Raw genomic sequence first — 23205 nt, forward strand, 5'->3', positions numbered from 1 at the left:
TCCATTTCACAATAAGTCACTTTTCTTATGTCCACTCTTTCCAAACTTCTGGCTTGTATCCAACCGTAGCTTGCTTTCCATTTCTTACAATTGGTGTCAACAGTACATGCTGATTCTCTAACACTTTTTCATCTTTATTTTCATCTGCTATATACTTGATTAGCGCTAATCCATCTTTATCTTTGCAGTTTTGATTTATCAACTGTTCAAGCCCGCCAACTGCTTGTTTAACGCTATTAAACTCACCTTTGCTCATGCCCTTTTCCTTCATATCTATGAACTGGCACTTTACACCACGCTCTTTAAAATATCTTTGTGCCTTTTTGGTTTCAAAACACTTTGTAGTCCCATATATTTGTATATTCATTTTTTTATTTTCCTTCTCCTCTGAATTTGTGTATGCCTATAATGTTACCAACAAATTGGAATTCAACCTGTTTTGCTAATTTCATCTGTTATTAATGCTTTTGAAATATACATGGCTTTTATCATCTTTTTGAAACGGGTATTATTAGAGGTACCTTCCGCAAATTTTTGCTGTGCTTTTTCGCATTTACTGATAATCGAGGATACAGGACTCAGCGCTTCTACTAATTCTTCTTTTATATATTTTTCCATAGTATTTTCATCCGTTATCAATGATTTCGAAATATACAATGCTTTTATCCTGTTCTTAAGAAGGGTGTGTTGAGAGGTACCCTCCACAAATTTGGGCTGTATTTTTTCACATCTACTGATAACTGAAAAAAGAATTTTTAGAGTTTCTTCTAATTCTTCTCTTGTATATTTGTCCATAACATTTTCACCTTAACTTTTGATTTATTGCTCGCTGTATTATATAAATAATCGGTCATTTTTTAACTGGTTCAAATGAAGTGTTCATTAATAATCATATGCTCTCGCAGTTGTTTTAGTAATACAGTAAAATTAGTGTTTTCAATGGGTGCAGATAAAATATGAACTTCTGTCCCATAATGCTCTGATGAAAATCCGTTCTCAAAGAATATTGAAAAGAAAGGAGTCATTTTATTATATATCTTGGTATCTAATGGTTTTGTTGTGTGCTGAAGCATGTCAATAAATTTGTCATCTATAATGCCTTCAATGATTGTGCCAAATTCCCAATCATCTGCTTTTTCATTTCCAAACTTCAATGCATTTTTAATTTCTTCCAATTCTTCTCTCCAACAGTGAATTTCAAATTTTAAACCAACCTCCGCAAACATAGTAATTAATTGTTTCCAATAAGTATTGTCATTCATAGAATTGTCCTCCATCTGAATTTCAATTTGTAAGTTATTCATATGAAATCACCTCATATAATTCATAATAAAAAGTGTATGCCAATCAACTGGGCTTAACTATTCCTGCTTCAAACAGTGTTTCAAACGTATTTACTGCTCCACCATGTTCAACAATTTTCCCATCTTGTATTTTATCTATATCTACACCAGTAAAGGTCAATTCTTTATTAGTCGGTTTCATGCCTAACCATTCCCCCCTATGTGTTCCCTTCATAATAAATTCAGAAATCACATAATCCCCATCACAATATTGACAGGTAATTTTCATCGTATAATCTGGATATGTCTTCTTCACATCAATCAAATGTTGTTTCATTCCATCGATTCCAATGCTAATAATCTTCTCACCAATTTTAACTGTACAATCTTTCGCAATATAGTTGGATACCTCATCAAGCAAATTGCTTGACACAACTGTCTCGTAAAAATATTTTACAATCTCTTTATTATTCAATGTAGAAATCCTCCAATTTTATGAATAAATTATCTATTGAGGTAGATATATCAGAAATCATTCTTAAATATGGTTAAGTCCTTCCAAAAAAGTTTCTCTGACTTTGTTTTTATCCCATGGAAATTATCTTCAAAGTCTTTGTAGTGTTCTGCCCCAAGTTTTACATATAAATTTTTTGCATTCACATTCCCCTGCAAGATACAAATACTCATATTACTATAGTGATTGTTTAATCCATATTGACCAACTTTTATCAACAAACTGGTTCCTATGCCTTTTCCCCTGGCTCTAACATCCACATGCAATGATGCTAAATATATGCAGTTGTCCTCTTTTGAATCTGGTTCAAATGAAGCAAAACCCAGTATTTCATCCTTTTCATCCAATGCTACCAGTATTTGTTTTTTATGATCAGATAAAAACTCAACATACTCATTTCTCATTTGTTCAATATCTAAATGATCTAGAAACTCATCTGACAAAATGCCCTTATATGTTTCCCTCCAGTTATCATAGTTTATCTTTGAGATCGTGCGGCAATCGTCCATATTGGCTAATCTAATATTCATTAATATGACTCCAAATCTAATTATTTAGCACAAAGTAAATAACACTAATCATTTATAGTAGTAACTCTTAATATTTGTCTTTCTCAATAGTCTCTATAAATTCTTCAATCTGCTCATAATGTTCCGCATCCTCTGAACCGTACAATAAATCATAGTCATCATTTACCATAAGCATAATCACTTCATCTTCGTTATTCCCATAGAAACTCATCTCACACCATTGATGTAATTCAAAAGGAAGTTTATTATACCTTCCTCGAATTTTTTCAGCCTGCTCCTCGGATATCATATAAATATCTTCGCAGGCGTAAGTCATTCCCCAACTGGCGGCCTGAAATAATGTCATAGCGTTGAAGAAATCCGTCAGGTTATCTGTCTCTAATGCATATTCATCCCCTGACGTTCTACAATAGACAGGAGGATCTTCCTTACATAAATCTTCTTTCTTTATCCCCCACTCTGCTGCCCCCTGGTTTTCTATATAAAATATTACATAATCATCTGACTCATACAGTGACTTTGGTTCACAAAGGTGATTCTGTGACTTATTAATTCTTTCATGCTTCCCTAGCTGCTTATAGTAATCCTTAAGTACACTAGGTAATATGCCCCATTTCTTTTCTGCAGCTTCTATTTCATTATCCTTAAATCCAATATCTTCTATTACATGAAATAGACTTCTAATAAATAAGAACCTCATTTGTTTTTTCCTTTCGAATACTCTTTTTTCATAATATATCTAATTATTCGCTTCGTTTATGCATTTATTCACTCCAAATCGGCTCAATATACTCTTTAATTAATTTCATTCTATCCTCAACTCTTGGTTTGAAATATGAAGCAATAATAATTACTGTCTTCTGCTTTGGATTAACGTAGATAACATTTCCGCCATCTCCTAAAGCAGCAAAAGAATGATCCTCTTTATCAATAATCCACCATAGCAAACCATACTTTAATTCGCCCCATCGGCTTTTTTCTTCCGTACTTTCACGAATCCATTCTTTAGATACAATTTGTTGTCCGTTCCACTGCCCCTCATTCAGGTAAAGCTGTCCCAGCTTAATCATATCATCCGGGGTAAGCATAAGTCCCCAGCCTCCTGTATGTACTCCAGTTGGGCCCGCAACCCATCCTCTTACAGTCCTGCTCTTATAGAATGCCAGCTGCTCTTCCTTACTATGAAAAACAACATCTCTCTGAACTTCAATCTCCAGTGGTCTAAATAAGTATTTATTGGCAAAATTCAATACAGATATTCCTGTTGTTTTTGCCAGAACTCCTGAAAAGATGTCAGGCCCTATGAGAGGAGCATAACGAAATTCTCCTATCGTTCCCTTACCGCCAAGCAAATCCAGAGATGATTTTACCCAATCCTCACTGGTAAAGTATTTTGTATATGGTGCAGACTTAAATTTAAATGGTGCTGTCATTGTCATCATATCCCGCAGTTTTATCTGCTGAATTGTTTTTTCACGTTTTTTGATTGTGTAGTCAGGGAAAAAATCCAAGATTGGCTGATCAATACTTTTAATATATCCTTTATCTATGGCTATGCCCAGCAAAATAGAAAGAATACTCTTTGTAACCGAAAACACATGAAACGGGCTATGTTCGGTACATTCATTCTGGTAATACTCATATACGCGAACCCCATTTTTCTGCACTATAACAGCTCCTGTGTTTTTACATTTTTCTTTAAACACCTTTTCAATTTCTATTACTTTGTCCATCATAATTTCCTCCATTTTTTTCAAATGGGTTCAATCGGCATGTAGATTTCTACTTTAATCAAGTGTTCTTTCTCCTCTTTGGGATTATTCAGATATACCTCAAAAGGGGCGGCATTTCTCGGAACGTATCCACTTGTCAAAAGCCACTTCTGATACATATAATCCCATGCATCTTCAAATTGCTCCTGTACGATTTCAAAATATCCCACCGCATAAAGTCCACCATCTATAGTCATCACTCCAAGCATGCCATTTTCCTTCGCAGAACAGGACTTTGGGAAAGTCATACACAGACTGGTTCGAAACTGTTCCTCTTTCCCAAATTCAGGATTATCATGATACAAAGTAAGGAACTGATTTTTCCCTGGATGCAAAAGCTCCTGTTTTGATGCTGCCCGAAAAAGATCCCGTACTAATCTTTCATACTCCTTAGCCAGTGAACAATATGTACCTGTATGTCGTACATATATGACCTGACATTCTTTTACACTCTCGATTCGAATCTCTCCGGTTGAAGGAAACGGATTTATTACCCATTTTTTCTTCTTGTCAGACTTATTGTAAGTGGAAATATAAATAGAATCTTTGCAATTCGTGCTATATTTTTTTCTATATGCTATCGGACTTAATCCATAATAACTTTTAAATGCCCTTGAAAAAATCGCGGAATCCGTAAACCCTAGTTCATACGCAATATCCGTAATATTTTTATTTTCCAAATGCGCTAACATAAACATCGCCTGTTCCATACGAATTCTGTTTACATAATGCGACAATGGTTCCTGCATCACACTTTTAAAAATACGATTAAAATGATATTTTGAAAAGCCAGCTACTACTGCCAACTCTTCCGTAGACAGATTTTTTCCATAATTCTCTTGGATATAATCTTGAACTTTATGTATCCTAGTGACATACTCATTCTGATGATTATCTAACATAATAATCCCTCTATTGTCATGAAGCGTAATAATCCATAATTCCCAATCATCCTATATTTTTGCTTCTATGTTCTCCGCTGAAAACTCATACCATTGCATATCCTTTTTCTCATTTTGCTGATTTAAAAAAGTATCGAAAGCTTCCTTGTTAACAGAAGTGTCATGGATGAAATACGATATTTCTGAATTGCTGTCATCGGAAGCCATCTGTGCATATCCTAAGGTTTCCTTTTCCACAGAATCTGGTTTGAAACCTGAAATTTTTTCAACTCCAACATCTGAAGCGCTGTTGGCATAGCTATACGTTCCATCTTCTTTCAGCATCTCAAAACCCCGGTACACAACATTGTAGCCATATACTGTGCCATTACAACAATATAAAATTTCATATTGTTCAGGATAATCCAATGATAATTCAAGGACCACTTCCGGTATCTGATCTCCGTCCAGATCTAATACAGTAAATCGTGTCACTTTATAGGTGCCTTCATATTTAGAATTCCTACTTAAAAAGTCGTTTAGGAAAACTTCTTGATTATCATCCGTGCTGATGAACCCAGCCTGATTCTGCAGCACCTCTTTATATGTATCTGTAGGCAAAGGATTTGTTTCTTCGGGAGAAAATTTGCTACTTTTGGCTGAATCCGTTTTGTTGGTTGAACACGCGCTAAGTGTAATACTTAATAAGCATATTAAGAACAAAATATTGATTTTTGATTTCATTGAAATACTCCTCATATCATTGCTATAATCACTGACTCAGTGATTTTGGTTCACAAAGGTGGAAATTTAAACGCTTGTTCTTTTATATTATCACATAACCTAATGAGTAACAACAAAAATAGAGGCACTTATTTTCCTTTATACTTCTCCTTTAAAGATAAAATACGTAATACACTTTTATCAATTCGCTTTTCACTTATAGTTCCGTCTTTAACTGCATTATAAATTCCATTATAAGCTTCTACGAAATTTTCAGGCATTAAGATAATATCCGCTCCCGCTAAAATAGCTTTTATAGCACTAGTACTAGATGTATATTCCTGCGTAATAGCGCCCATTGCCATGGAATCGGTGATAACCACACCATTATAATTCATCTCTTTTCGTAGCTTGCCTTCAATCATTTCATTGGATAAAGAAGATGGAAGCCCATCAGATGTTATATTTGGAGTTGTAATATGAGAAACCATAATCATATCAGTATTTTGGGAAGCGTTAATAAACGGAATTAATTCACATTGTTTTAGTTCCTCCCATGTCTTTTCTGTAGATACAACCCCCTTATGAGTATCTCCTTTCGTATCTCCATGTCCAGGAAAGTGTTTTATGCAGCTCATCACGCCTGCTTGATGAAAGCCATCAATTTCTTCAGATACCATTTCTGCCACAAGTGCAGGATTGCTGCCAAAAGAGCGATTTCCAATTACAATATTTTCAGGATTTGTATTAACATCAGCTACCGGAGCAAAATCTATATTAAATCCATATTGTTTTAAGTAAGAACCAATTGTGAGTCCAACATTTCGTGCATTTTTACTATCCTTAGTCAATCCTATTGCTTCCATACTTTCATACCGGATTACATCAAATCCCTTTGAATTGGCAATTCTAGACACAGGACCGCCTTCTTCATCAATACCTACAAATAATGAAATTTCACTTTGTTTTTTCATTTCATTGATAAAATCCGTCAGTTGTTCAGGTGATAAAATATTTTTTTGAAAAATTACAATACCACCTATATGATATGCCTTCATTGATTCAATCATTTGATTATTTAATTCTATTACACCGTAAGCTTTTGGATTGCTGATTTGCTCTGTAGTGAGGTTAAGATCAAGCGAGTCAGGACGAATAATAAAAAGCTGCCCTATTTTTTCCTCCAAAGTCATACTTTTAATTAATTGTTCTGCTTTTGATAACTTCTTACCAGTTGATGTATTATTCGTTGAATCTGGCTTTTCCACACTTGGTACGCCACAAGAAGTAAGAATTAATACTATAACAAGTATTAGTGAATTAAAAAATATTTTTTTCATTTTTAAAACCTCATTAGATTATATACGGGCAAAATATGTATATTTTTTATAATAAATTTTTAAACTAAAAGGCATGACTCCCTTAAACTAAGATTCATGCCTTAAAGATTATTCATTAGACTATTTGCTTGTCATGTTTCCAGACATACTGTTTGTCATGCTTCCTGACATATTGCCTGATAAGCTTTTTTCAGCCATATCTACAAGTGTCTTTGTCATGTAGCCACCTACATAACCATTCTGTCGTGCTGTAAGATTTCCCTTATCGATGCTATCATAATTTGTTAGTCCAAGTTCAGAAGCTATTTCTGTCTTTAAGCTATTTAAAGCTGGCTTATAGCTCTTATTCATTTTATCTTGTAATGTCATTATAATCACCTCCTGTGCTATTAATTTAACCCAAGAAGATAATTATAATCTATGTAATTATTTCATATCCTAGCTTATTTTAGAAATTATTTTAAAAGCCTCAAAGTTTTATCAGTTCTCCACAATGTGGGCAGATTATATACCCATTTTCCACAGCATTTAAATCCATAACAAAATATCTCATGCAATGTGTACATTTCATCATTTTTACATTCCTCCGTCCTTAAATTCACATATAACACTATACTCCAAATTTTTTATAATAAAAGACTTGACTTTACTGGCAAAAGTTACAGCATTGATATTGTAATTAATATTTAAATATTAAAAAAATAAAAACACATAATAACATCGGAGGTGATACAAATGGATTATTTAAGAAAATCAGTTATTAATTCTGATGCTTACAAAAATATCGGCAGTGATGAAACTAAAGAACGTTCTCAGAATGTTAAAAAAAATACACAAGATGCTGATTCTAGAAGCAATGTACAAAATGCTGATTCTAAAAATAGAATGCTATAAATAGAACAATATGCAGTTATAAAATAAAAAGCTAATGAAGAATAAATGGAATTATAAAAGATTAAACCTATTTTTTGTGCTTAATTTAATCCTATAATCCATATTATCAATCTTTAGCTTTTTGTACTATAACTCTTCATTCTATTTAATTATATTTTTACAGAATACTTGATATTATAATTACCTTTTTTCTACTGCTCCTAAATGGCAGCTTTCAAAACAATTTCCACAGCGAATACAATTCTCACTATTAATTCTAAATTGTCTTCCATTTGGTTTAATACATTCAATCGGACATTTTTTTATGCAGTTTCCACAGCCAATACACTTATCATTAATAAAATAACCCATGTCAGTAATTGCCGTACCCCCAAAAGAGAAAGCTTCTCGGACTGGAGGAATTTGTGATAAGTCAAAGAATTCACCTTCTCCAGAATAAAGTTGAAAAACTGTCAGCACTGATCTGCTTTCTTCACTTTTGTAAATCTTTGACATGTAAGAATTTTCTTTAAAAATTAATGGTAAAAGCTCATTCCCAATATTGCGGACTTGTCCACACACAGAAATAGCAATCGTAGAAAGAGTATCTTTTCCTTTCATTCCACTTATTGCAACATATTGTTTATCCATTAACCGTTCATAGAATTTTTTACCTTTGGCAGTTATAAAATAAAGCGAATTATCATCACATATCATTATATCAATCACACAAGTCTTGGGCAGCCCATTTTTATCAACTACCGCAAACACAGTGGAATGAATTTCATTTTTAAGAATTTGAAATATATCTTTTGTTTTCATTACAGAATATACTCCTTTGGAGGATTCCCTGAAAAATCTGCTATTACTGCCTTTACATCCTCAAGATAAAAAACTTCAAAAATTGGATTATCAGCTGACTGGTATTGTCCTTTCACAATCGGATTATTCATACATTCCTCTTTTATGGTCATATTGTTTTCAAATATTACTTTGCCGCTTAAGCGAATCCATGTATATGTAGAACTTGAAGCGGAGATTTCTATATAAGGATTAACCTCCATATCTTTATATACATCCTTGGTATTGTTTGTACAGAACCAAAGCTTTCCTCCCTGTTCAAAGCAAAACATAAATGGTCGGCACTTTGCTTTACCGTCACGACCCACAGTAGCTAAAAATTGAACTGGATTCTCGTTTAAAAAATTTACAACTTCTTTCATTTTAATAATACCTCCGTATTTTAATTAAGATAACAGGCTTGACTTTTACAACCTGTACTATTATGATATGTCCATCAGTATGCTTCGTAAAGTAAGCACTTTTTTGTGCTGTAGTACCTTAAATGATACTAATGAGGAAAGAGTGGGTTTATTATGCAAAAAGAATTACCAGCTTGCCCGGTTGAGACGACACTGATGTTAATTAGTGACCGTTGGAAAGTTTTAATATTGAGAGATTTATTAGATGGAACAAAGCGATTTGGAGAACTTAAAAAATCCATCGGAAGTATTACACAAAAAGTTCTTACTTCAAATCTTCGTTCTATGGAAGAATGTGGTCTGCTTACAAGAAAAGTGTATCCAGAAGTTCCGCCAAGAGTTGAATACACACTGACAGAAACAGGATACAGCTTGAGACCAATTCTGGATGCTATGTTTAAATGGGGAATCCAGTATCAACAGCAATATATAAATGGGAAATAATTACTATACTGGATTACGGTTTTCATATAAATCTTTGATAATTATCAGATAACTACACATAATAAACTGTGGAGGTGATAGAACATGGATAATTTAAAAAACACACAAAACAACGCTAATTCTTACACAAAGGCACATTATGCTGAATCTTACGATAAGGCAAAGGATGCTAAGGATAGCACTCAGGATGCTAGAAACAAATCTCAGAACTCTAAGAACAATACTCAGGATTCTAGAAGTGCTCAGGATTGTAGAAACGCTCAGGATTCTAGAAACAATTCTCAGAACTCTAGAAACGAAAGCCAGAGATAATAACTTATTGTTAATTTTAATCAATAAAAAGGCTAATGGAAATCCATTAGCTTTTTTATTGCCTATATTATAAATTATTACTAAGATCTTTCATAGCAGGGTTATTAATCAAGTTGCCCCTGTAGTCAAATCTTGAACCATGGCAAGGGCAATCCCAGCTAAGCTCATCTGGATTCCATTCTAATTGACAGCCTAGGTGCGTACATCTAGTGGATACTGTATAGGCTTTTCCTTGGTCATCCTTATACACTCCAACTTTATGACCTTCAAACTCTACAATCCCACCATGTCCATTTGGTAATTGATTGATTTCATCTTCAGGCAGAGTAAACAATTCCGTCATAAGTCCTTTAACTGCTTGGATTCCATCTTCTATTAATGTTTTCGCAGAAGCAGAGAATTTAAATCTTTGCGGCGAGAATACATCTGCAAAACTGTTTTCTTTTTTTAAAATAGAATCTGATATAATCATAGCTGATATCATGGAGTTAGTCATTCCCCATTTTCCAAAACCAGTAGCTACATAACAATTTGGCGTTGATGATGAAAATTGGCCAATGTAAGGAACACCATCAAGAGTCATACAGTCCTGTGCCGACCAATGGGATATTTCAATACTTTCAGGGAAAAATCTCTTAGCTGCTATACGAAGCTTTTCATATTTATCACCTGCTGAATTTTCACCAGTTCTATGTTGACCACCGCCAAAAATCAAAACACCATCTCTATTACGGAATGAATATCCCTCTTGATCAATACTAAGGTACATACCATTTACCTGTTTGGCATTTTTCAATGCAAGTACATAAGAACGTTCTTGATGCATTCGCATAAAGTAGTAACCTGGAACATTAATATAGGGATAATGGGTTGCAATTACAATATACTCTGCAGTTACACTCCCATGTTCTGTAATAATTCGATAATCTTCTATATCCTCTGCCGTAGTATACTCATAAATTTTTAATGTTTCAGCGATTTCTTTTAAAAATTCTAATGGATGAAATTGTGCTTGATGATTAAACTTTAATGCACACTTTATGTTAAAAGGTAGATTTGTCTCATTGGTCAAAGATGCATCTATTCCTAACTGATTAGCGGCATGAGCCTCTTGTTCTAACCGTTCACTCTCCTCCGTTGAATACAGATATGCTGATCGGTCCTCAAAATGGCAATTGATTTGCTCTTCCTCAACAATTCGTCTATATTCAGATATTGCTTTTTTATTTGCTTCAGCATATTTTTTTGCCTTTTCTATCCCAAAGTCTTGTATTAAACTATGATAAATCAAATTATGTTGACCTGTAATTTTCGCAGTAGTATTTTCAGTTTGTCCACTACCTATATTCTTTGCCTCTAAAACAACAACTTTTTTACCTTGTTTTTGTAAAAAATAAGCAGTTAAGATTCCTGCCAATCCTCCACCTATAACAGCAACCTCTGTTTCAATGTCGCTATTTAAAGGCTCTCTTTTAGGTATCTCAATATTTTCTCTCCAGATAGAGCTCATAACACCACCCCCATTTTTTAGTATGAACATATTTAAGAAATAATAAACAGAAACTAAAAAGAACCTCAATGTAGGTTCTTTTTAAAATTTTTTATTTAGCTTTTAAAACTTGGTGGTGTTGCATTTGTATTTCCAAATGCATTAACTGGTGACGGATCAGATAGGTTAAAGTATAATTTTGAATCTTCTGTTACACCAAAATCTTTGTTTGATCCTGTATTCTGAACTCGATTAAATGCCTCTCTAAACCATCTTAATATATCTTACCGTTTTCTAAGTAACTCTTGATTTTTTCGGCTTGTACCCCTTCCATCTTAGCAGATTCACGTAAAAAATCTCTCACCTCAGGATTGTCTACTTCATAAGAGAAGTCCATAAAATCACGAACTTTTTCCTGCGTATCTAATAAAGCTTTTTTCAGATAATCTTCTGGCTTTAATTTCATATAATCGCCTCCTTAAAAACATATATTTAGTTTGTATTAATTATTATCGTAAAATGTAAAATAATTATACCTCTAAAATAATTTTTTGATTATCAACAAATACTTTGACAATTTCAGGATCAAATTGTGTACCTGCATTTTTAATTAATTCATCAATGGAATCTTCAACAGTCAACGATGCTTTATATGGTCTATTGGCTATCATGGCTTCATAAGAATCTGCTATAGAAATAATGCGTGAGAACAGTGGTATTTGACTGCCCTTTAAGCCTTTTGGATATCCATTTCCATCCCATCGCTCATGATGATAAAGCACATTTTCTGCTAATAAAGAATAGGCATCTACTGATCTTAAAATTTGGTAACCACATTCAGTATGCCTTTTTATTTCTTGATACTCTAATTCAGTCAGTTTACCAGGTTTATTTAATATATCTTCTGAAATTATGATTTTACCAATATCATGCATCAATCCGGCTAATTCTAACTCCTTTATCGTTTGTTCATCAAGATTCATTATTTGACCAATTTTTTTGCTGATCTTACTTACTTTTTCTGAGTGTATTTTCTCTCGTTCATTCTTTTCATTTAAGGTATTCAAAATTACTTGGATAGTTTTATTTCGCATACTTTGACTCTCTGTAATTTTTTTCATATACATCTGTTCTTCAGCCTTAATGATAACATTGTCAATAGGTGTCTCTCTGTTTAACTTAGTGTCAAATCCAATAGAAACTGAGATAAAAATATCATTAAGTTTCTCTTCTGCTATAGATTTATAAATACGTTTAATAATTTTTTCAGTTTCTTCACGTGTTGTCTGCGGAAATAAAATAATGAATTCATCACCGCCAATCCTTGCTATTACATTATTTTCATTACACTCTTTATTTAAGACTTTGGCCACTATTTTCAGAAGTTCATCCCCAACTTGGTGGCCGAAAGCATCATTAGTTAGCTTAAGTCCATTTACATCTATCATTGCAATAGAAAATGGAAGATTTATATCTTTATCTAATCTTTTTAACTCTTCTTCAAAAAACCTTCTGTTATATAATCCAGTAAGATAGTCATGATAACTTAAAAATAAAATTTGTTCCTGCTTTTGTTTTTTTTCTGTAAAATCTCTAAATACGATAACTGCACCCGTAATATTACCATATTCATCTCTAATAGGTGCTGCGCTGTCCTCAATGGCTATTTCTTCTCCAGTCTTCTTAATTAAAACTGTAGACTCCTCCAATTGAATTACCTTTCCAACCTTAAGTACTTGAGTAATAGGGCAGTCACATTTTGCTCTTGAAAATTCATTTATAATATTAAAAACTGTTTTAAATTCCTTTCCTTTGGCCTCGTGTAAAGACCAACCTGTAAGATTTTCAGCGACTGTGTTCATAAGATTAATTCTTCCAAACTTATCTGTTGAAATAACTCCGTCACCTAATGAATGAATTGTAGTTTTAAATAATGAACGTTCTATACTTATTTTCTCTTTAGCATTAAAAAGCTGCTGATTTTTTAGCTCTATTTCAGAAAGATACTTAGAAATTTTCTGTATCATAAAAGTAAGGCCTTTTGATAAAATCCCTATTTCATCTTCTCTTAATAAATACTCTGGCGGTAAAGAAATACATTTATTATTACTATAATTTTCGATTTCCCTAGATATTTTAATTACCGGGGTTGAAATATATCGTTTTAAAAATATTAGAAAAAAAGCCATTACAATAACTAAGCCTATTAATATAAACAAATTAGTGCTGATAAACTTGTTTAACTGGTAGAACACTTCTGACTTTGGCATTATAGTTAGTACAATTAAATTTGTATTTGTAATTGGTTGATAAGATACAAATTTTTCTTCTCCTTGATATGTATAACTTGCAATTCCACTTTTTCCAGATTGTATCTTGCTTGATAAATCACCCAGATAATCTTTAACAAAAAATTTGTTTGTTGTGTCTGTGGTATCAATATTTGGATGGTATAAAATCTGCCCATTATTATAGATCAATACAACATACCCATTATCTCCAATCTTATAGTTACTCATTATTGTATTAATATCTTCAATCATAATATCTATTGCAAAAGTACCTAAAAATTTTCCATTGTCTACTATTGGTGCTCCTATAGTTATAGCCATTTTCCCTGTGACCATATCCAGATAAGGAGCTATTATTGTTGTTTTTCCTTCCTCAATAATCTTAATGTACCAGTCTCTTTTATTCAAATCATAACCAGAAGCCATATCATAATCGTATATGTTAGTTATTAAATCGTTCGTATTGGGTAGTGCAATGTATGACAGCGCAATATTTTTATCCATATCAGAAATGTTTTTCAGTTCATTGGTTACTTGAGGATATAGGGGATTCTCTCTTTTTTTATCCTGTTCTTTTATTTCACTGGCAATTTTTATAAAGTCCGGATTTTTTTTAGCTTGATCTACTATTACGATATATTTTTGCAAAAACATATTGACTTCCGTGGAAATATTTTTGGAATCCTTTATTAACTGTTCTTTGCTCTGTTGTTCAAAATAGCTTTTCAGTTGTATATCTAAAAAATAAAAATAAATAAAGAAAAATAAAAATATAAATAATATAACGGTTATACCGATTATTCTTGTAATACTTCTTTTTATCCAATTCATAAATCTACCTCCAAATTGAAAAATTTTTACATTCCGAATTTATATCTTTCAACTTGCTAATATTTTCTAATTTTCTGAATTTTTAACCATTATATTACATTCTTCGCCAAATTACTACATTTTCTAAGAAATATTAAAGTATATTTTATTATTTAAATTAGATTGTGTATAAATTTAAGGTATGTATAATTTAATGATTTAATCAAATGATAAGAATAAAATCTATAAGGAGCTCTTATGTTTCATCAGATAATTTTTATATTAAATGTTGCAATTATATCTATGTCTCAGATTTTTTTAATGTTTAAATACTTGCAACAGAAAAAAACTAGTAAATTTACTGGAGATTTGATTATTTATTGCGTTATCCTATCTTTTCTGCTTTATGAACACTATTTTAAGTTAAACATTCCAGACTTCATTCTAACTTGTTCTGTAATTACCGTTATAGGGCATACTTTTGTAGGCTCATACCTTAATATTTATTATAAATCCAACTACTTTGACCGCTACCTTCATCTATTTGGTTCCTTTTCGTTTTCACTTCTGGCTTTTTCAATTATTAATTATATAACTCCATTAGTGAATGTAAGCTGGATTTACACATTTTTGTTTGTTATGACATTGGGAATCAGTATTGGTGTGTTTTTTGAAATTATTGAATTTGTCCATGATTGTTTTTCTAAAAAAATCATGTGTCAACATGGACTTGCTGATACTGATTTTGATATGATCTTTAATGTTTTTGGCTCATTTATAGCTGGAGTTGTTTCAATAACGATTTTTTTATAATTACAATAAAAAACTGCTAAATTAGCAGTTTTTTAACCTTAGTGCACTTAATCAGCCACCACCTATTGGATCAGAATCACTATAAGCCCCCGGTACTAAGCAATTTCCATCCTTATCCTTCTTTGGGCATTCATTTGGCCGATCAATTTTTACTTGAATCTTTTTATTCTTACCACTTTTTTTCATAATGTTATCTCCTTTTTAATTTTTTCTTTTATTATTTATGTCCACTTTTTCTTTAATTAAAAGGTCCATTAAGTCTTAATAATTGTAAAATAATTACACATTTTAATAAAATAGACACCGTCCTATGTAATATACATCTTTCTTGACAGTGTCTGTTAAATTTGAATATTATATTTTAGGCCGTGTCCTTAGCGAAGTTGTTGGCTGCATTCCTGGTGGCATTATTGGTGTCGTCCTTGGCGGTGTTGTTGGCTGCATTCCTGGTGGCACTGTTGGCGTCGTCCTTGGTGGGGTTATTGGCCGTGTTCCTGGAGTTGTTGGCTGCGTTCCCGGTGTCGTTGGACATGTCCCTGGGGTCGTTGGTTGTGCCCCTGGGGTCGTTGGACATGTCCCTGGGACTGTTGGCTCAGTTTCTGGTGTCGTTGGCTGTGTTCCAGAGGAATTTTGCTCTGTAAAATCTGATGCTAAAGTATCAATTTGATCCAGTAATGTACTTGTATTATCAATTGTAGTTTGATAGATTTTTCGATTAACGGATTGACCTAAATTATTAATTGCTGTGTCAAATCCCTCAATATCACCACTATATTGAGCATCAAGCTGAGGTTTTACTCTTTCCCAAACTCTTTTTAGTTCTAAGTAATTATCATTAACTTCATCCCAATCATTATTTTCAGTTCCTATAATCATCTGCCTTCCTAAAAAGGATAATCGTTTTATATCTGTTGGTACAATTACACTAAAATAATCCAATATGTCAGCAATGTTCATAGTTATTTGATTTGCTTGAGAAATTGCCTGCCTTCTATTTTTTTGCATAATACTTTGATTTAAACCATTAATAGTAAGATTATTTCTTGTCATTAATTCAACCGGCACAGAAGCATCTTGGAGAAAAGGCACCAATTCATTCATATTTGTTTTAATTGAATTTAAATTGCTTGCAGCATTTTCCCATTCACTTGCATAAATGTTATCTATTATATCCATAGCATTTGACTCTATTGTGTCTAATTGTCTTGGAATGGCTGGCAGCTGTAAAACTTTAATAATTTTACCAAAACAAATAGATTCCCCCTCAGATATTTCAGGATTTGCTTTAATCAAATGTACTAGAGGCAACTCCGACTGTTTTGCAATAACAAATAGGCTGTCATTGGTTTTTATGGTAAATTGTGACATTATTGACTCCTCCATATTTTATTTATTCCATTTATAATATGTCATGTAGAATGTATTGACACACTCTTTACCCTTAAAAGCCTTTACATAGAAACATAATTTTATTATTTTATTGGGTTATGTATTGTATGTTTGGGGGTGGGGTTGGTCTTGCACTAGGAGGTATGGCAGGTGGCGCGATTGGCTGTGTATTTCGACGCCTAAAATCAGCTTCATAAATATCTAATTTATCAAGTAGTATATTGGAGTCATCAACTGTGGCTTGGTAATCTTTCGACTTAATCGATTCACCTAAATCATTAACAGTCTCATTAAAATCATTAATATCCTCATTAAATTTAGGATCAAGTTGAGGTTTTAGCCCCTCCCATATTTTTTGGAACTGCAAATAGTTTATATTCGCATCATCCCATTGATTATTTTGTGCTTGTATTAGAATCTCTCTTCCAAAAAATCCCATTCGGTTTACATCTGTAGGTACAATTACATTAAAATAATCAAGTATATCTGCAATGTATAAGGTAATACGATTTGCCTGATCAATTGCTTTCTCTGTATTTTTTTTATTTATATTTTGGTCTAAATAACCTATTTCTAAATTCATCCTTACAATTATAGCATCAAGAACGGAAGCTTCGTGAAGCTTAGGAATTAATTCATTCATATTTGCTTTAATTAGATTTAAATTGTCTGTGGCACTTTCCCAGTCTCCTGCATAAATATTTTCAATGATAGCTTTTGCCTTTGAATTTATCACATCAATCTCACTTGGAACAGATGGCAATTGTAAAATTCTTATAATTTTACCTAAGTAAATAGAATCTTGATTCAATATTGTAGAATTTGACTTAATTAAATGCACCAAGGGCAGCTCAAATTGTTTGTCAAAAACAATTAAGCTATCATCAGTTTTTATAATATACCGTAACATTATGAACTCCTCCAGATTTCGTTTCTTCCATTTATATTATGTTTCAAATTTTTTATTGATACCCGTCTGAATCTGGCTTTAATGCTTATATTTAATTAACATACAATATTTCAGAAATAATTTACACAATGAAAAAAGGTCAAGAGCTTACAAAGTTCTTAACCTTTCACTGATTTAAATCAATAATCCATATATCTGGCAAACTTAAAAAAATTTCTTCATTTAGATTCAACCAACTTGTACAATGGTCGAGAACAATACTATCACTACTAATTACATTTGACTGTTCATAAAGTATTTTATCTACGTTATTGACAATTTGAATCTCAATTTCAAATTGTTCCTCCTCTGCAATCTCTGCAATTCGGGTTTTTAATCTACCTGAATTGGAAACAGGTGCATCTAGCCAGAATATTGCCTTTGTAACAAAAATATTTTTAAGTTCAGAAATAATTAAACGGATGGCAGTATTGGTTTTGTCAATAAGCCTATAGGTGCCACGGAGACCGGCAAGATCACGAAATGTACCATCCATACACATTAAGACCGGTGATCCTGATAATGCAACTTCCAACGTAATAATCTCATTAAACCCATCTATGTTGACTGTGTCACCTGCCATATTTTCTGGATATTTTTGTTTTACTTTTCGCGCAGCAATATTCTCCTTAGATGAAATAATGCGTGTCAAAGCAACTCGCTGACGCTCTGAAAGAAGATAATGATTTCCAATAAACGTTGACGCCCCCTTGATTGGATAGCCATGATTTAGCAAAAAATATAGTTCTTCAGCGGCCTGCTCCATGGTTGCTAAAGCAAGCCCTGTAAAATCACGTTGGTTATCAGGTGAGTACCCGCGTTTTGTAGTTTCACCCATATCTTCACCCCTTAACTAAATTTTTTTCTTCTTTCTGCCTTCATTCACCTCTAATCTCTTATTTCTCTTCTTCTGTCGGCAATTTTCACAAACTTTATTATTTTCACCGGATGCTAATATGCAACCGCACTGTTTACACTTTTTAATCATAAGCATTCCTCCTTTCAAATTTAATGTTTATACATTTGATTTTCTTCATCACCTTTGTAATTTATCACAATAAATCCAACTTTGAATCTTTTTCTGTAATTAGTCTAATTGGCTTGCAAGGATTACCATATGCGAGATAATTGTCTGGTATGTCTTTTATAACAACACTGCCCGCCCCTATTACAACATTATTTCCAATATGTACCCCGCCGCAAACTACAACATTGCATGCAATCCAGACATTATTTTCAATATGAATTTCTTCTGCATATTCGGACATGGATACATGTCCATCTTTATACTTCATGGCAACTCTTTCCTCTGGAATCAACGGATGTGATGTTGCCATGAGCGATACATTGGGTCCAAACATAACATTGTCTCCAATGTAAATTCTCCCATCATCTAAAATGGTAGTATTAAAATTTGCAAAGAAATTTTCACCAATATAAGTATGAACTCCGTAATTAAATTGTATGGGCCCTTGGAAATAGTACTTTTCCCCTATTCCTCCAATAAATTCTTTAATTATGGATAAGCGGTTTTCATCATATTCATCAAGTGTATTAAATTTTTGGCATAGAATGTGTGCCTTGTGCTTTATATCACGAAGTTCTTTGGAGCGGGCATCAAACAACTTCCCCGCAAAGATTCTTTCTTCCTCTCTCATTATCTAGCCTCCCATATACAACTCATTTTCCATTACTAATATTAGCTAATGAAAAGTTGCTTATACGATTCTCTTATTATTATCTGATTGATATTAAAAATTATTAAACAAGTTTACTTCTAAACTGCCACGCCACCTACTCACCATACACTATTTACGTTCAATAGTAAATACATAATACCCAACCCCATCATAAAACTCCTTCTTCCATTCTGCATACACCACATATACCACATTTTCTTCCAAAACTGTAAAGGAACCATTTTTCATTTCTATTTCCTTATATCCCTTATCATAGGATTTAAGATTGTTGAAGTCATCTTTTTTCCAATACCTAATTTCCATTTTGTTCGGTTCTGGTAGCGCCGATATGTCTACAGTGCTGTCATTTCCTATATTAATACTTTCAATTTCATTAGGTTTTGGCAGTTGAAATCCTTCTTCCGAGCCCACTGATATTCCCTTCGTGTATTCATAATTCCATTTCCCATAGTGGTGATTAACATAATTAACTTTATCATCACAATCTAAAACTATGCAGGGAACAGCTTTTAACATGTCTCTCTTTGGTTTGCTTTGATCGATCATTACAAACGAAAGAATAACTGCTATTGTTACAAGCATACCGATACTAATCATCAGGAATTTACCCTTTGTACTTTCAAAGTTAAATTTGTTTTCTCGTTTTTCATTATAGATTTTTATACTTCCATAAATTTTGCTTCCTATAATAGCCACACTAACTAGAATCGCACATTTTGCAAAAAAGGTGTATTTATAATAAAAGATAAGAGTAAGCGGCAATAATATAAACAAAATTCCTAACAAAAGTTCCTTTAAACTTCTCAGCATGCGGATTTTTTTATTACGCTTTTGAGCCGTAAATTGATTATATTGATAGGTAAATCCAGCTTTACTCATCTTTTTAAGGTTTAGATAGGCAAAAAACGAGTCAAATTGTAGACAGTAAATTGCCGCAATTATAGCCCATCCTATTTTAAACCCAGTATCAGCTAAAAATATATTTAATCCCGCCAATAGTATCCAAACTGCTGACTGCAGACATTTAGATTTCCCTTCATTTTTTACCTTTAAAAATATAGCCTCCCTAATCTTGTCTAAATTTATAGAGGGCTGCATACACCTATCCCGTTTTTTACACCGATAAATTATCACACCTTCAAGAAAATCTACATATTCCCATCTTTCATCAATCCACGTTTTCTTATAGTTTTCAAATTCCTCTGAATTCACGTCGCAAGTTTCTATATAATCAACACAGTATTTATATTCTCCAGACATGGTCTTTTTGTATACACCAAATACCGCCCCTATGTATTCTAATGCCTCTCCCTGACTGGCCCTCTCATTTAAGTATGTATTTATCAATTCAAAATCATAAAATTTAAAATTCCATAACCGTCTAATCTTTTTTACAGCCATTATTTCTATCTCCATTACTTCATTTATAAAAAGAGCACCTCCAAATGTGGATTTTTTCAACATCTGAGGTGCCTCACATCTTTATATTTTTGATTTTACTTTGTTATAGTATATCGTAAAATCGTCTTCAATTTATCCCTTTCAACTTTTCTTGCATCTGATAGATAGATTTCACGATGGGTATCTAATTTGCGTGTAAAGCCATTTTCTTTCATAAACTCCAGCATTTTTTCAAAACTAAAAGGTTCATCATCATAATCACCTTCATGAAGAATTTGAACTGACAGCCCATCTTCTATTTCACAGAAATAAGTTTCATCTAATAACGAATGTGGCTTTTTCTTTTTTGCTATCTGCAAAGCCATCTCCGCTATTTTAGATGTAACAAAATCTGGCTGTCTAATCATAATCGTATAAACATAGCTATCTTTATTACTCATATCACATGCCTCCCAAACACCCTCAAGAGGATAAACTGTATATTCAAAATATCCTTCCGGCGTAAAACCAGATTTAGGCATCATTCTGACAGCATAACCCAAAGAATAAAGTACTGCTATTCTTTCAGCGAAATCTTCACTATTAGGATTCCCCACCCCTTTTATTGCAAAATATTTTTGCTTAGGAACCGTCAATAACTGTGTTTCAGTTTTAGGGCTATATAATTGTTTCTCGTGTTTTTTCCATTCGTGCTTCATGATTGCATTGCTCCTTTTTTATTTAGTATATCACGCTAAATATGACAACAGCATGTCCTATTAAAAATCTTCCGCCATGTCTTTCCATGAAAATTGAAAGCTATAATGCCACAAAATAATTGCAATAATCAGTGATATGCCTATATTTATGACTAAACCATACGGATTAAATACTAAAGCTAAATAGTGCCCCCCCGCAGCCACTGCGCATAAAACAAATGAAAAAAACATCTTACCTGCATTACTACCATTTTGAGTGTATTGAAAATCTTTGTAAAAAGGTAATTCTCTTTTTGAAGAGCAAAACATTATAAGCATCAATATGACTAAATTAAGAAATATTAAAGCTAAACTTGGTAAGATCTTCAATCCAAACAGGAGAATAAAAATCAAACTTATAAACAAATAAATTGGAACCATGTACTTAAATAAAAATGCTTTAAATGCACCTTTCATTACCATAACAGGGTTATCAACAGGAAGAGCCTTATAAATCCATGCTCCTTTGTAATTTTCACTCAAACTAATCATAGAAAATAGTGAAGCAAGCAATGCCACGGAAAAGTACAAATAAAGATAATACTTTCCACTGGTTAGCTCTGCAAATGCATCTGAAAATGACCGCTCTCCTGTAAAAAAATTAAGAAAAAAAATAAATGGAAATATTACTGAAAAAACAAGGCTGGGATATATTCTAAGTTTCAATTTTCTTTCATTATCTAACATTTGCAGCGTAAATCTGAAAAAAACTTTCTCCAGCGGCTGACGGCAAAAGATATTAGAAATGATCCTTTGGAAGGATTCTTTTTTTACATTCTTTTTGTTAGAGCTGCCGCTGTTATTCAGTTTCTGAAGATTCTTTTCAAAACGAGGTGCAACAACCTTTATATATAGGGTTATGGTTATGATAGGAACAATAATTCCTATCAGACTCAGTATAATGTAATATAAGTTAAAATCTTTCTCCATAAGTAGCATAAATGGAGCAGCAAACCATGATGATGGCAAGAGAAAATGCCATAAATGTGGTGTAATGCTTATATTCATATTTGAAACTGCAAATATTCTCCCTGTAAACTGGTACATTACAGTCATAAAGATTGTCAGCACTATTTGAAAATAATTAATAATATCCTTTAGCTTTTCACCACTAAAAACAGTCATAACTGCATAGTAAAAAAGGGCTGTAAATAAAATCAAAAATCCACATATCAGCACAATCTCTAGCAAGAACAAAAGGAAGAACAAAACTCCATACCGAATCAGACCTACTATAAGAGCTCCTCCGGCTATAGCCATTGTTATACTGAACAAATAAACAATGATATGGATTAGTTTTGCTGCACTTAATGTTTGAGCATCTACTGGCCTAGACAATAAAATGGTTTTCTCCTTAACATCCAAAAGCACAGCAGAGAAATCCGAAATCATAGTAGTCATAATCATAAAGATAATCATCCCTAATACAACGTTCATCTTAAAAAATAATGGGAATGACGGAATCATGAATAATCCAATAAAAATACCCATGAATATATATATCCCTAATGCTGACCTAAAGGAATTTTTAGATTCCCGATTTTTTCCATCCATTAAAACTGTAGGAACTCTTCTCTCATCCATAAGAAATTTAATTTGCAGAATTTTCCTCATAACAGGATAATCAATCCCAAAGGATTTAAAAACAAAACTGATTTTATCTAAAAATTTTAAAATAGTAAATTCTTTCAT

The 23205-nt window shown here is 32.6% G+C and carries 29 protein-coding genes; 4 read left to right on the forward strand and 25 right to left on the reverse strand.

The window, feature by feature from the left end:
- Nucleotides 1-25 precede the first annotated feature (25 nt).
- The 11 genes from RTW14_RS08980 to RTW14_RS09030 form a co-directional block, all read right to left on the reverse strand.
- Entirely contained in the window at nucleotides 26-367 is a 342-nt protein-coding gene (locus RTW14_RS08980) for an arsenate reductase family protein (protein WP_312649675.1), read from the reverse strand.
- A gap of 62 nt (nucleotides 368-429) precedes the next feature.
- Complete coding sequence (locus RTW14_RS08985) at nucleotides 430-795, reverse strand: hypothetical protein (RefSeq protein WP_312649677.1); 366 nt, start codon at nucleotides 793-795, stop codon at nucleotides 430-432.
- Nucleotides 796-866: 71 nt separating this feature from the next.
- Entirely contained in the window at nucleotides 867-1304 is a 438-nt protein-coding gene (locus tag RTW14_RS08990) for a hypothetical protein (protein WP_312649680.1), read from the reverse strand.
- 43 nt (nucleotides 1305-1347) lie between these two features.
- Nucleotides 1348-1758: an ester cyclase gene (locus RTW14_RS08995; protein ID WP_312649682.1), complete on the reverse strand. Its 411-nt coding sequence runs from the start codon at nucleotides 1756-1758 to the stop codon at nucleotides 1348-1350.
- Between the two features lie 50 nt (nucleotides 1759-1808).
- Nucleotides 1809-2327: a GNAT family N-acetyltransferase gene (locus RTW14_RS09000; protein ID WP_312649685.1), complete on the reverse strand. Its 519-nt coding sequence runs from the start codon at nucleotides 2325-2327 to the stop codon at nucleotides 1809-1811.
- Between the two features lie 67 nt (nucleotides 2328-2394).
- The gene (locus tag RTW14_RS09005; protein WP_312649695.1) at nucleotides 2395-3027 is read right to left on the reverse strand and encodes a hypothetical protein; all 633 of its coding nucleotides are present in this window, start codon (nucleotides 3025-3027) and stop codon (nucleotides 2395-2397) included.
- A 64-nt stretch (nucleotides 3028-3091) separates the two neighbouring features.
- Nucleotides 3092-4063, reverse strand: coding sequence for a serine hydrolase domain-containing protein (locus RTW14_RS09010; RefSeq protein WP_331654424.1), 972 nt, complete (start codon nucleotides 4061-4063; stop codon nucleotides 3092-3094).
- Nucleotides 4064-4080: 17 nt separating this feature from the next.
- Nucleotides 4081-5001: an AraC family transcriptional regulator gene (locus RTW14_RS09015; protein ID WP_312649714.1), complete on the reverse strand. Its 921-nt coding sequence runs from the start codon at nucleotides 4999-5001 to the stop codon at nucleotides 4081-4083.
- 51 nt (nucleotides 5002-5052) lie between these two features.
- A complete protein-coding gene (locus tag RTW14_RS09020) occupies nucleotides 5053-5724 on the reverse strand; it encodes a hypothetical protein (protein WP_312649716.1) in 672 nt (223 codons plus the stop codon).
- 128 nt (nucleotides 5725-5852) lie between these two features.
- Complete coding sequence (locus RTW14_RS09025; RefSeq protein ID WP_312649718.1) at nucleotides 5853-7043, reverse strand: glycoside hydrolase family 3 protein; 1191 nt, start codon at nucleotides 7041-7043, stop codon at nucleotides 5853-5855.
- Nucleotides 7044-7163: 120 nt separating this feature from the next.
- Nucleotides 7164-7412 carry an alpha/beta-type small acid-soluble spore protein gene (locus RTW14_RS09030; RefSeq protein WP_312649720.1) on the reverse strand — a complete coding sequence of 83 codons (249 nt, stop codon included), beginning with the start codon at nucleotides 7410-7412 and terminating at the stop codon, nucleotides 7164-7166.
- Nucleotides 7413-7778: 366 nt separating this feature from the next.
- Here RTW14_RS09030 and RTW14_RS09035 point away from each other — a divergent pair, with 366 nt between their 5' ends.
- Nucleotides 7779-7937: a hypothetical protein gene (locus RTW14_RS09035; RefSeq protein WP_312649722.1), complete on the forward strand. Its 159-nt coding sequence runs from the start codon at nucleotides 7779-7781 to the stop codon at nucleotides 7935-7937.
- Nucleotides 7938-8117: 180 nt separating this feature from the next.
- Here RTW14_RS09035 and RTW14_RS09040 read toward each other — a convergent pair whose 3' ends face one another.
- Together RTW14_RS09040 and RTW14_RS09045 are read right to left on the reverse strand one after the other, a co-directional pair.
- On the reverse strand, nucleotides 8118-8738 hold the full coding sequence (locus RTW14_RS09040) for an indolepyruvate ferredoxin oxidoreductase subunit alpha (protein WP_312649724.1): 621 nt from the start codon (nucleotides 8736-8738) through the stop codon (nucleotides 8118-8120).
- Nucleotides 8738-9139 (reverse strand): pyridoxamine 5'-phosphate oxidase family protein, encoded by a 402-nt coding sequence (locus RTW14_RS09045; RefSeq protein WP_312649727.1) that lies wholly within the window; start codon nucleotides 9137-9139, stop codon nucleotides 8738-8740. The genes RTW14_RS09040 and RTW14_RS09045 overlap by 1 nt, the downstream gene beginning before the upstream one ends.
- Nucleotides 9140-9292: 153 nt before the next feature.
- Between RTW14_RS09045 and RTW14_RS09050 the strand changes: the two genes are divergently transcribed.
- A complete protein-coding gene (locus tag RTW14_RS09050; protein WP_312649730.1) occupies nucleotides 9293-9622 on the forward strand; it encodes a winged helix-turn-helix transcriptional regulator in 330 nt (109 codons plus the stop codon).
- Between the two features lie 84 nt (nucleotides 9623-9706).
- Entirely contained in the window at nucleotides 9707-9934 is a 228-nt protein-coding gene (locus tag RTW14_RS09055) for a hypothetical protein (protein ID WP_312649733.1), read from the forward strand.
- 67 nt (nucleotides 9935-10001) lie between these two features.
- On the opposite strand, the gene RTW14_RS09060 is transcribed toward RTW14_RS09055, so the two are convergent.
- From RTW14_RS09060 to RTW14_RS09075, 3 genes are all read right to left on the reverse strand, one after another.
- Nucleotides 10002-11444 carry an FAD-dependent oxidoreductase gene (locus RTW14_RS09060; protein ID WP_312649735.1) on the reverse strand — a complete coding sequence of 481 codons (1443 nt, stop codon included), beginning with the start codon at nucleotides 11442-11444 and terminating at the stop codon, nucleotides 10002-10004.
- Nucleotides 11445-11697: 253 nt separating this feature from the next.
- The gene (locus RTW14_RS09070; protein WP_312649738.1) at nucleotides 11698-11889 is read right to left on the reverse strand and encodes a hypothetical protein; all 192 of its coding nucleotides are present in this window, start codon (nucleotides 11887-11889) and stop codon (nucleotides 11698-11700) included.
- 64 nt (nucleotides 11890-11953) lie between these two features.
- Nucleotides 11954-14545: an HD domain-containing phosphohydrolase gene (locus tag RTW14_RS09075; protein ID WP_312649741.1), complete on the reverse strand. Its 2592-nt coding sequence runs from the start codon at nucleotides 14543-14545 to the stop codon at nucleotides 11954-11956.
- Nucleotides 14546-14782: 237 nt separating this feature from the next.
- Here RTW14_RS09075 and RTW14_RS09080 point away from each other — a divergent pair, with 237 nt between their 5' ends.
- Nucleotides 14783-15337: a hypothetical protein gene (locus RTW14_RS09080; RefSeq protein ID WP_312649748.1), complete on the forward strand. Its 555-nt coding sequence runs from the start codon at nucleotides 14783-14785 to the stop codon at nucleotides 15335-15337.
- A 51-nt stretch (nucleotides 15338-15388) separates the two neighbouring features.
- Here RTW14_RS09080 and RTW14_RS09085 read toward each other — a convergent pair whose 3' ends face one another.
- The 9 genes from RTW14_RS09085 to RTW14_RS09125 all read right to left on the reverse strand — a co-directional run bounded on the left by RTW14_RS09085 (nucleotide 15389) and on the right by RTW14_RS09125 (nucleotide 23205).
- The gene (locus RTW14_RS09085; RefSeq protein ID WP_312649751.1) at nucleotides 15389-15523 is read right to left on the reverse strand and encodes a hypothetical protein; all 135 of its coding nucleotides are present in this window, start codon (nucleotides 15521-15523) and stop codon (nucleotides 15389-15391) included.
- 168 nt (nucleotides 15524-15691) lie between these two features.
- Nucleotides 15692-16705, reverse strand: a complete 1014-nt coding sequence (locus RTW14_RS09090; protein ID WP_312649755.1) for a hypothetical protein — start codon at nucleotides 16703-16705, stop codon at nucleotides 15692-15694.
- Between the two features lie 109 nt (nucleotides 16706-16814).
- Nucleotides 16815-17636: a hypothetical protein gene (locus RTW14_RS09095; RefSeq protein WP_312649760.1), complete on the reverse strand. Its 822-nt coding sequence runs from the start codon at nucleotides 17634-17636 to the stop codon at nucleotides 16815-16817.
- 166 nt (nucleotides 17637-17802) lie between these two features.
- On the reverse strand, nucleotides 17803-18513 hold the full coding sequence (locus RTW14_RS09100) for a DUF434 domain-containing protein (protein ID WP_312649763.1): 711 nt from the start codon (nucleotides 18511-18513) through the stop codon (nucleotides 17803-17805).
- Nucleotides 18514-18528: 15 nt separating this feature from the next.
- On the reverse strand, nucleotides 18529-18663 hold the full coding sequence (locus RTW14_RS09105) for a hypothetical protein (RefSeq protein WP_312649765.1): 135 nt from the start codon (nucleotides 18661-18663) through the stop codon (nucleotides 18529-18531).
- Nucleotides 18664-18727: 64 nt separating this feature from the next.
- Nucleotides 18728-19333 carry a sugar O-acetyltransferase gene (locus RTW14_RS09110; RefSeq protein WP_312649767.1) on the reverse strand — a complete coding sequence of 202 codons (606 nt, stop codon included), beginning with the start codon at nucleotides 19331-19333 and terminating at the stop codon, nucleotides 18728-18730.
- 150 nt (nucleotides 19334-19483) lie between these two features.
- Nucleotides 19484-20839, reverse strand: coding sequence for a DUF2812 domain-containing protein (locus RTW14_RS09115; protein ID WP_312649771.1), 1356 nt, complete (start codon nucleotides 20837-20839; stop codon nucleotides 19484-19486).
- 32 nt (nucleotides 20840-20871) lie between these two features.
- Nucleotides 20872-21474 (reverse strand): GyrI-like domain-containing protein, encoded by a 603-nt coding sequence (locus RTW14_RS09120; protein WP_312649772.1) that lies wholly within the window; start codon nucleotides 21472-21474, stop codon nucleotides 20872-20874.
- Nucleotides 21475-21534: 60 nt separating this feature from the next.
- Entirely contained in the window at nucleotides 21535-23205 is a 1671-nt protein-coding gene (locus RTW14_RS09125; RefSeq protein ID WP_312649776.1) for an ABC transporter permease, read from the reverse strand.

Origin of the sequence: Aminipila sp. (genome assembly GCF_032051575.1) — a bacterium.
GTDB lineage: Bacteria > Bacillota > Clostridia > Peptostreptococcales > Anaerovoracaceae > Aminipila.

Bases quoted from the DNA above. Each gene is read 5' to 3' on its own strand.
- RTW14_RS09050 (WP_312649730.1), top strand. From the start codon at position 9,293: ATGCAAAAAGAATTACCAGCTTGCCCGGTTGAGACGACACTGATGTTA.
- RTW14_RS09075 (WP_312649741.1), bottom strand. From the start codon at position 14,545: ATGAATTGGATAAAAAGAAGTATTACAAGAATAATCGGTATAACCGTT.
- RTW14_RS09100 (WP_312649763.1), bottom strand. From the start codon at position 18,513: ATGGGTGAAACTACAAAACGCGGGTACTCACCTGATAACCAACGTGAT.
- RTW14_RS09000 (WP_312649685.1), bottom strand. From the start codon at position 2,327: ATGAATATTAGATTAGCCAATATGGACGATTGCCGCACGATCTCAAAG.
- RTW14_RS09045 (WP_312649727.1), bottom strand. From the start codon at position 9,139: ATGAAAGAAGTTGTAAATTTTTTAAACGAGAATCCAGTTCAATTTTTA.
- RTW14_RS09090 (WP_312649755.1), bottom strand. From the start codon at position 16,705: ATGTCACAATTTACCATAAAAACCAATGACAGCCTATTTGTTATTGCA.
- RTW14_RS09095 (WP_312649760.1), bottom strand. From the start codon at position 17,636: ATGTTACGGTATATTATAAAAACTGATGATAGCTTAATTGTTTTTGAC.
- RTW14_RS09010 (WP_331654424.1), bottom strand. From the start codon at position 4,063: ATGATGGACAAAGTAATAGAAATTGAAAAGGTGTTTAAAGAAAAATGT.
- RTW14_RS08980 (WP_312649675.1), bottom strand. From the start codon at position 367: ATGAATATACAAATATATGGGACTACAAAGTGTTTTGAAACCAAAAAG.
- RTW14_RS08985 (WP_312649677.1), bottom strand. From the start codon at position 795: ATGGACAAATATACAAGAGAAGAATTAGAAGAAACTCTAAAAATTCTT.
- RTW14_RS09105 (WP_312649765.1), bottom strand. From the start codon at position 18,663: ATGATTAAAAAGTGTAAACAGTGCGGTTGCATATTAGCATCCGGTGAA.
- RTW14_RS08990 (WP_312649680.1), bottom strand. From the start codon at position 1,304: ATGAATAACTTACAAATTGAAATTCAGATGGAGGACAATTCTATGAAT.
- RTW14_RS09020 (WP_312649716.1), bottom strand. From the start codon at position 5,724: ATGAAATCAAAAATCAATATTTTGTTCTTAATATGCTTATTAAGTATT.
- RTW14_RS09080 (WP_312649748.1), top strand. From the start codon at position 14,783: ATGTTTCATCAGATAATTTTTATATTAAATGTTGCAATTATATCTATG.
- RTW14_RS09120 (WP_312649772.1), bottom strand. From the start codon at position 21,474: ATGAAGCACGAATGGAAAAAACACGAGAAACAATTATATAGCCCTAAA.
- RTW14_RS09005 (WP_312649695.1), bottom strand. From the start codon at position 3,027: ATGAGGTTCTTATTTATTAGAAGTCTATTTCATGTAATAGAAGATATT.
- RTW14_RS09070 (WP_312649738.1), bottom strand. From the start codon at position 11,889: ATGAAATTAAAGCCAGAAGATTATCTGAAAAAAGCTTTATTAGATACG.
- RTW14_RS09015 (WP_312649714.1), bottom strand. From the start codon at position 5,001: ATGTTAGATAATCATCAGAATGAGTATGTCACTAGGATACATAAAGTT.
- RTW14_RS09110 (WP_312649767.1), bottom strand. From the start codon at position 19,333: ATGAGAGAGGAAGAAAGAATCTTTGCGGGGAAGTTGTTTGATGCCCGC.
- RTW14_RS09115 (WP_312649771.1), bottom strand. From the start codon at position 20,839: ATGTTGAAAAAATCCACATTTGGAGGTGCTCTTTTTATAAATGAAGTA.
- RTW14_RS09125 (WP_312649776.1), bottom strand. From the start codon at position 23,205: ATGAAAGAATTTACTATTTTAAAATTTTTAGATAAAATCAGTTTTGTT.
- RTW14_RS09040 (WP_312649724.1), bottom strand. From the start codon at position 8,738: ATGAAAACAAAAGATATATTTCAAATTCTTAAAAATGAAATTCATTCC.
- RTW14_RS09055 (WP_312649733.1), top strand. From the start codon at position 9,707: ATGGATAATTTAAAAAACACACAAAACAACGCTAATTCTTACACAAAG.
- RTW14_RS09085 (WP_312649751.1), bottom strand. From the start codon at position 15,523: ATGAAAAAAAGTGGTAAGAATAAAAAGATTCAAGTAAAAATTGATCGG.
- RTW14_RS09035 (WP_312649722.1), top strand. From the start codon at position 7,779: ATGGATTATTTAAGAAAATCAGTTATTAATTCTGATGCTTACAAAAAT.
- RTW14_RS09030 (WP_312649720.1), bottom strand. From the start codon at position 7,412: ATGACATTACAAGATAAAATGAATAAGAGCTATAAGCCAGCTTTAAAT.
- RTW14_RS09060 (WP_312649735.1), bottom strand. From the start codon at position 11,444: ATGAGCTCTATCTGGAGAGAAAATATTGAGATACCTAAAAGAGAGCCT.
- RTW14_RS09025 (WP_312649718.1), bottom strand. From the start codon at position 7,043: ATGAAAAAAATATTTTTTAATTCACTAATACTTGTTATAGTATTAATT.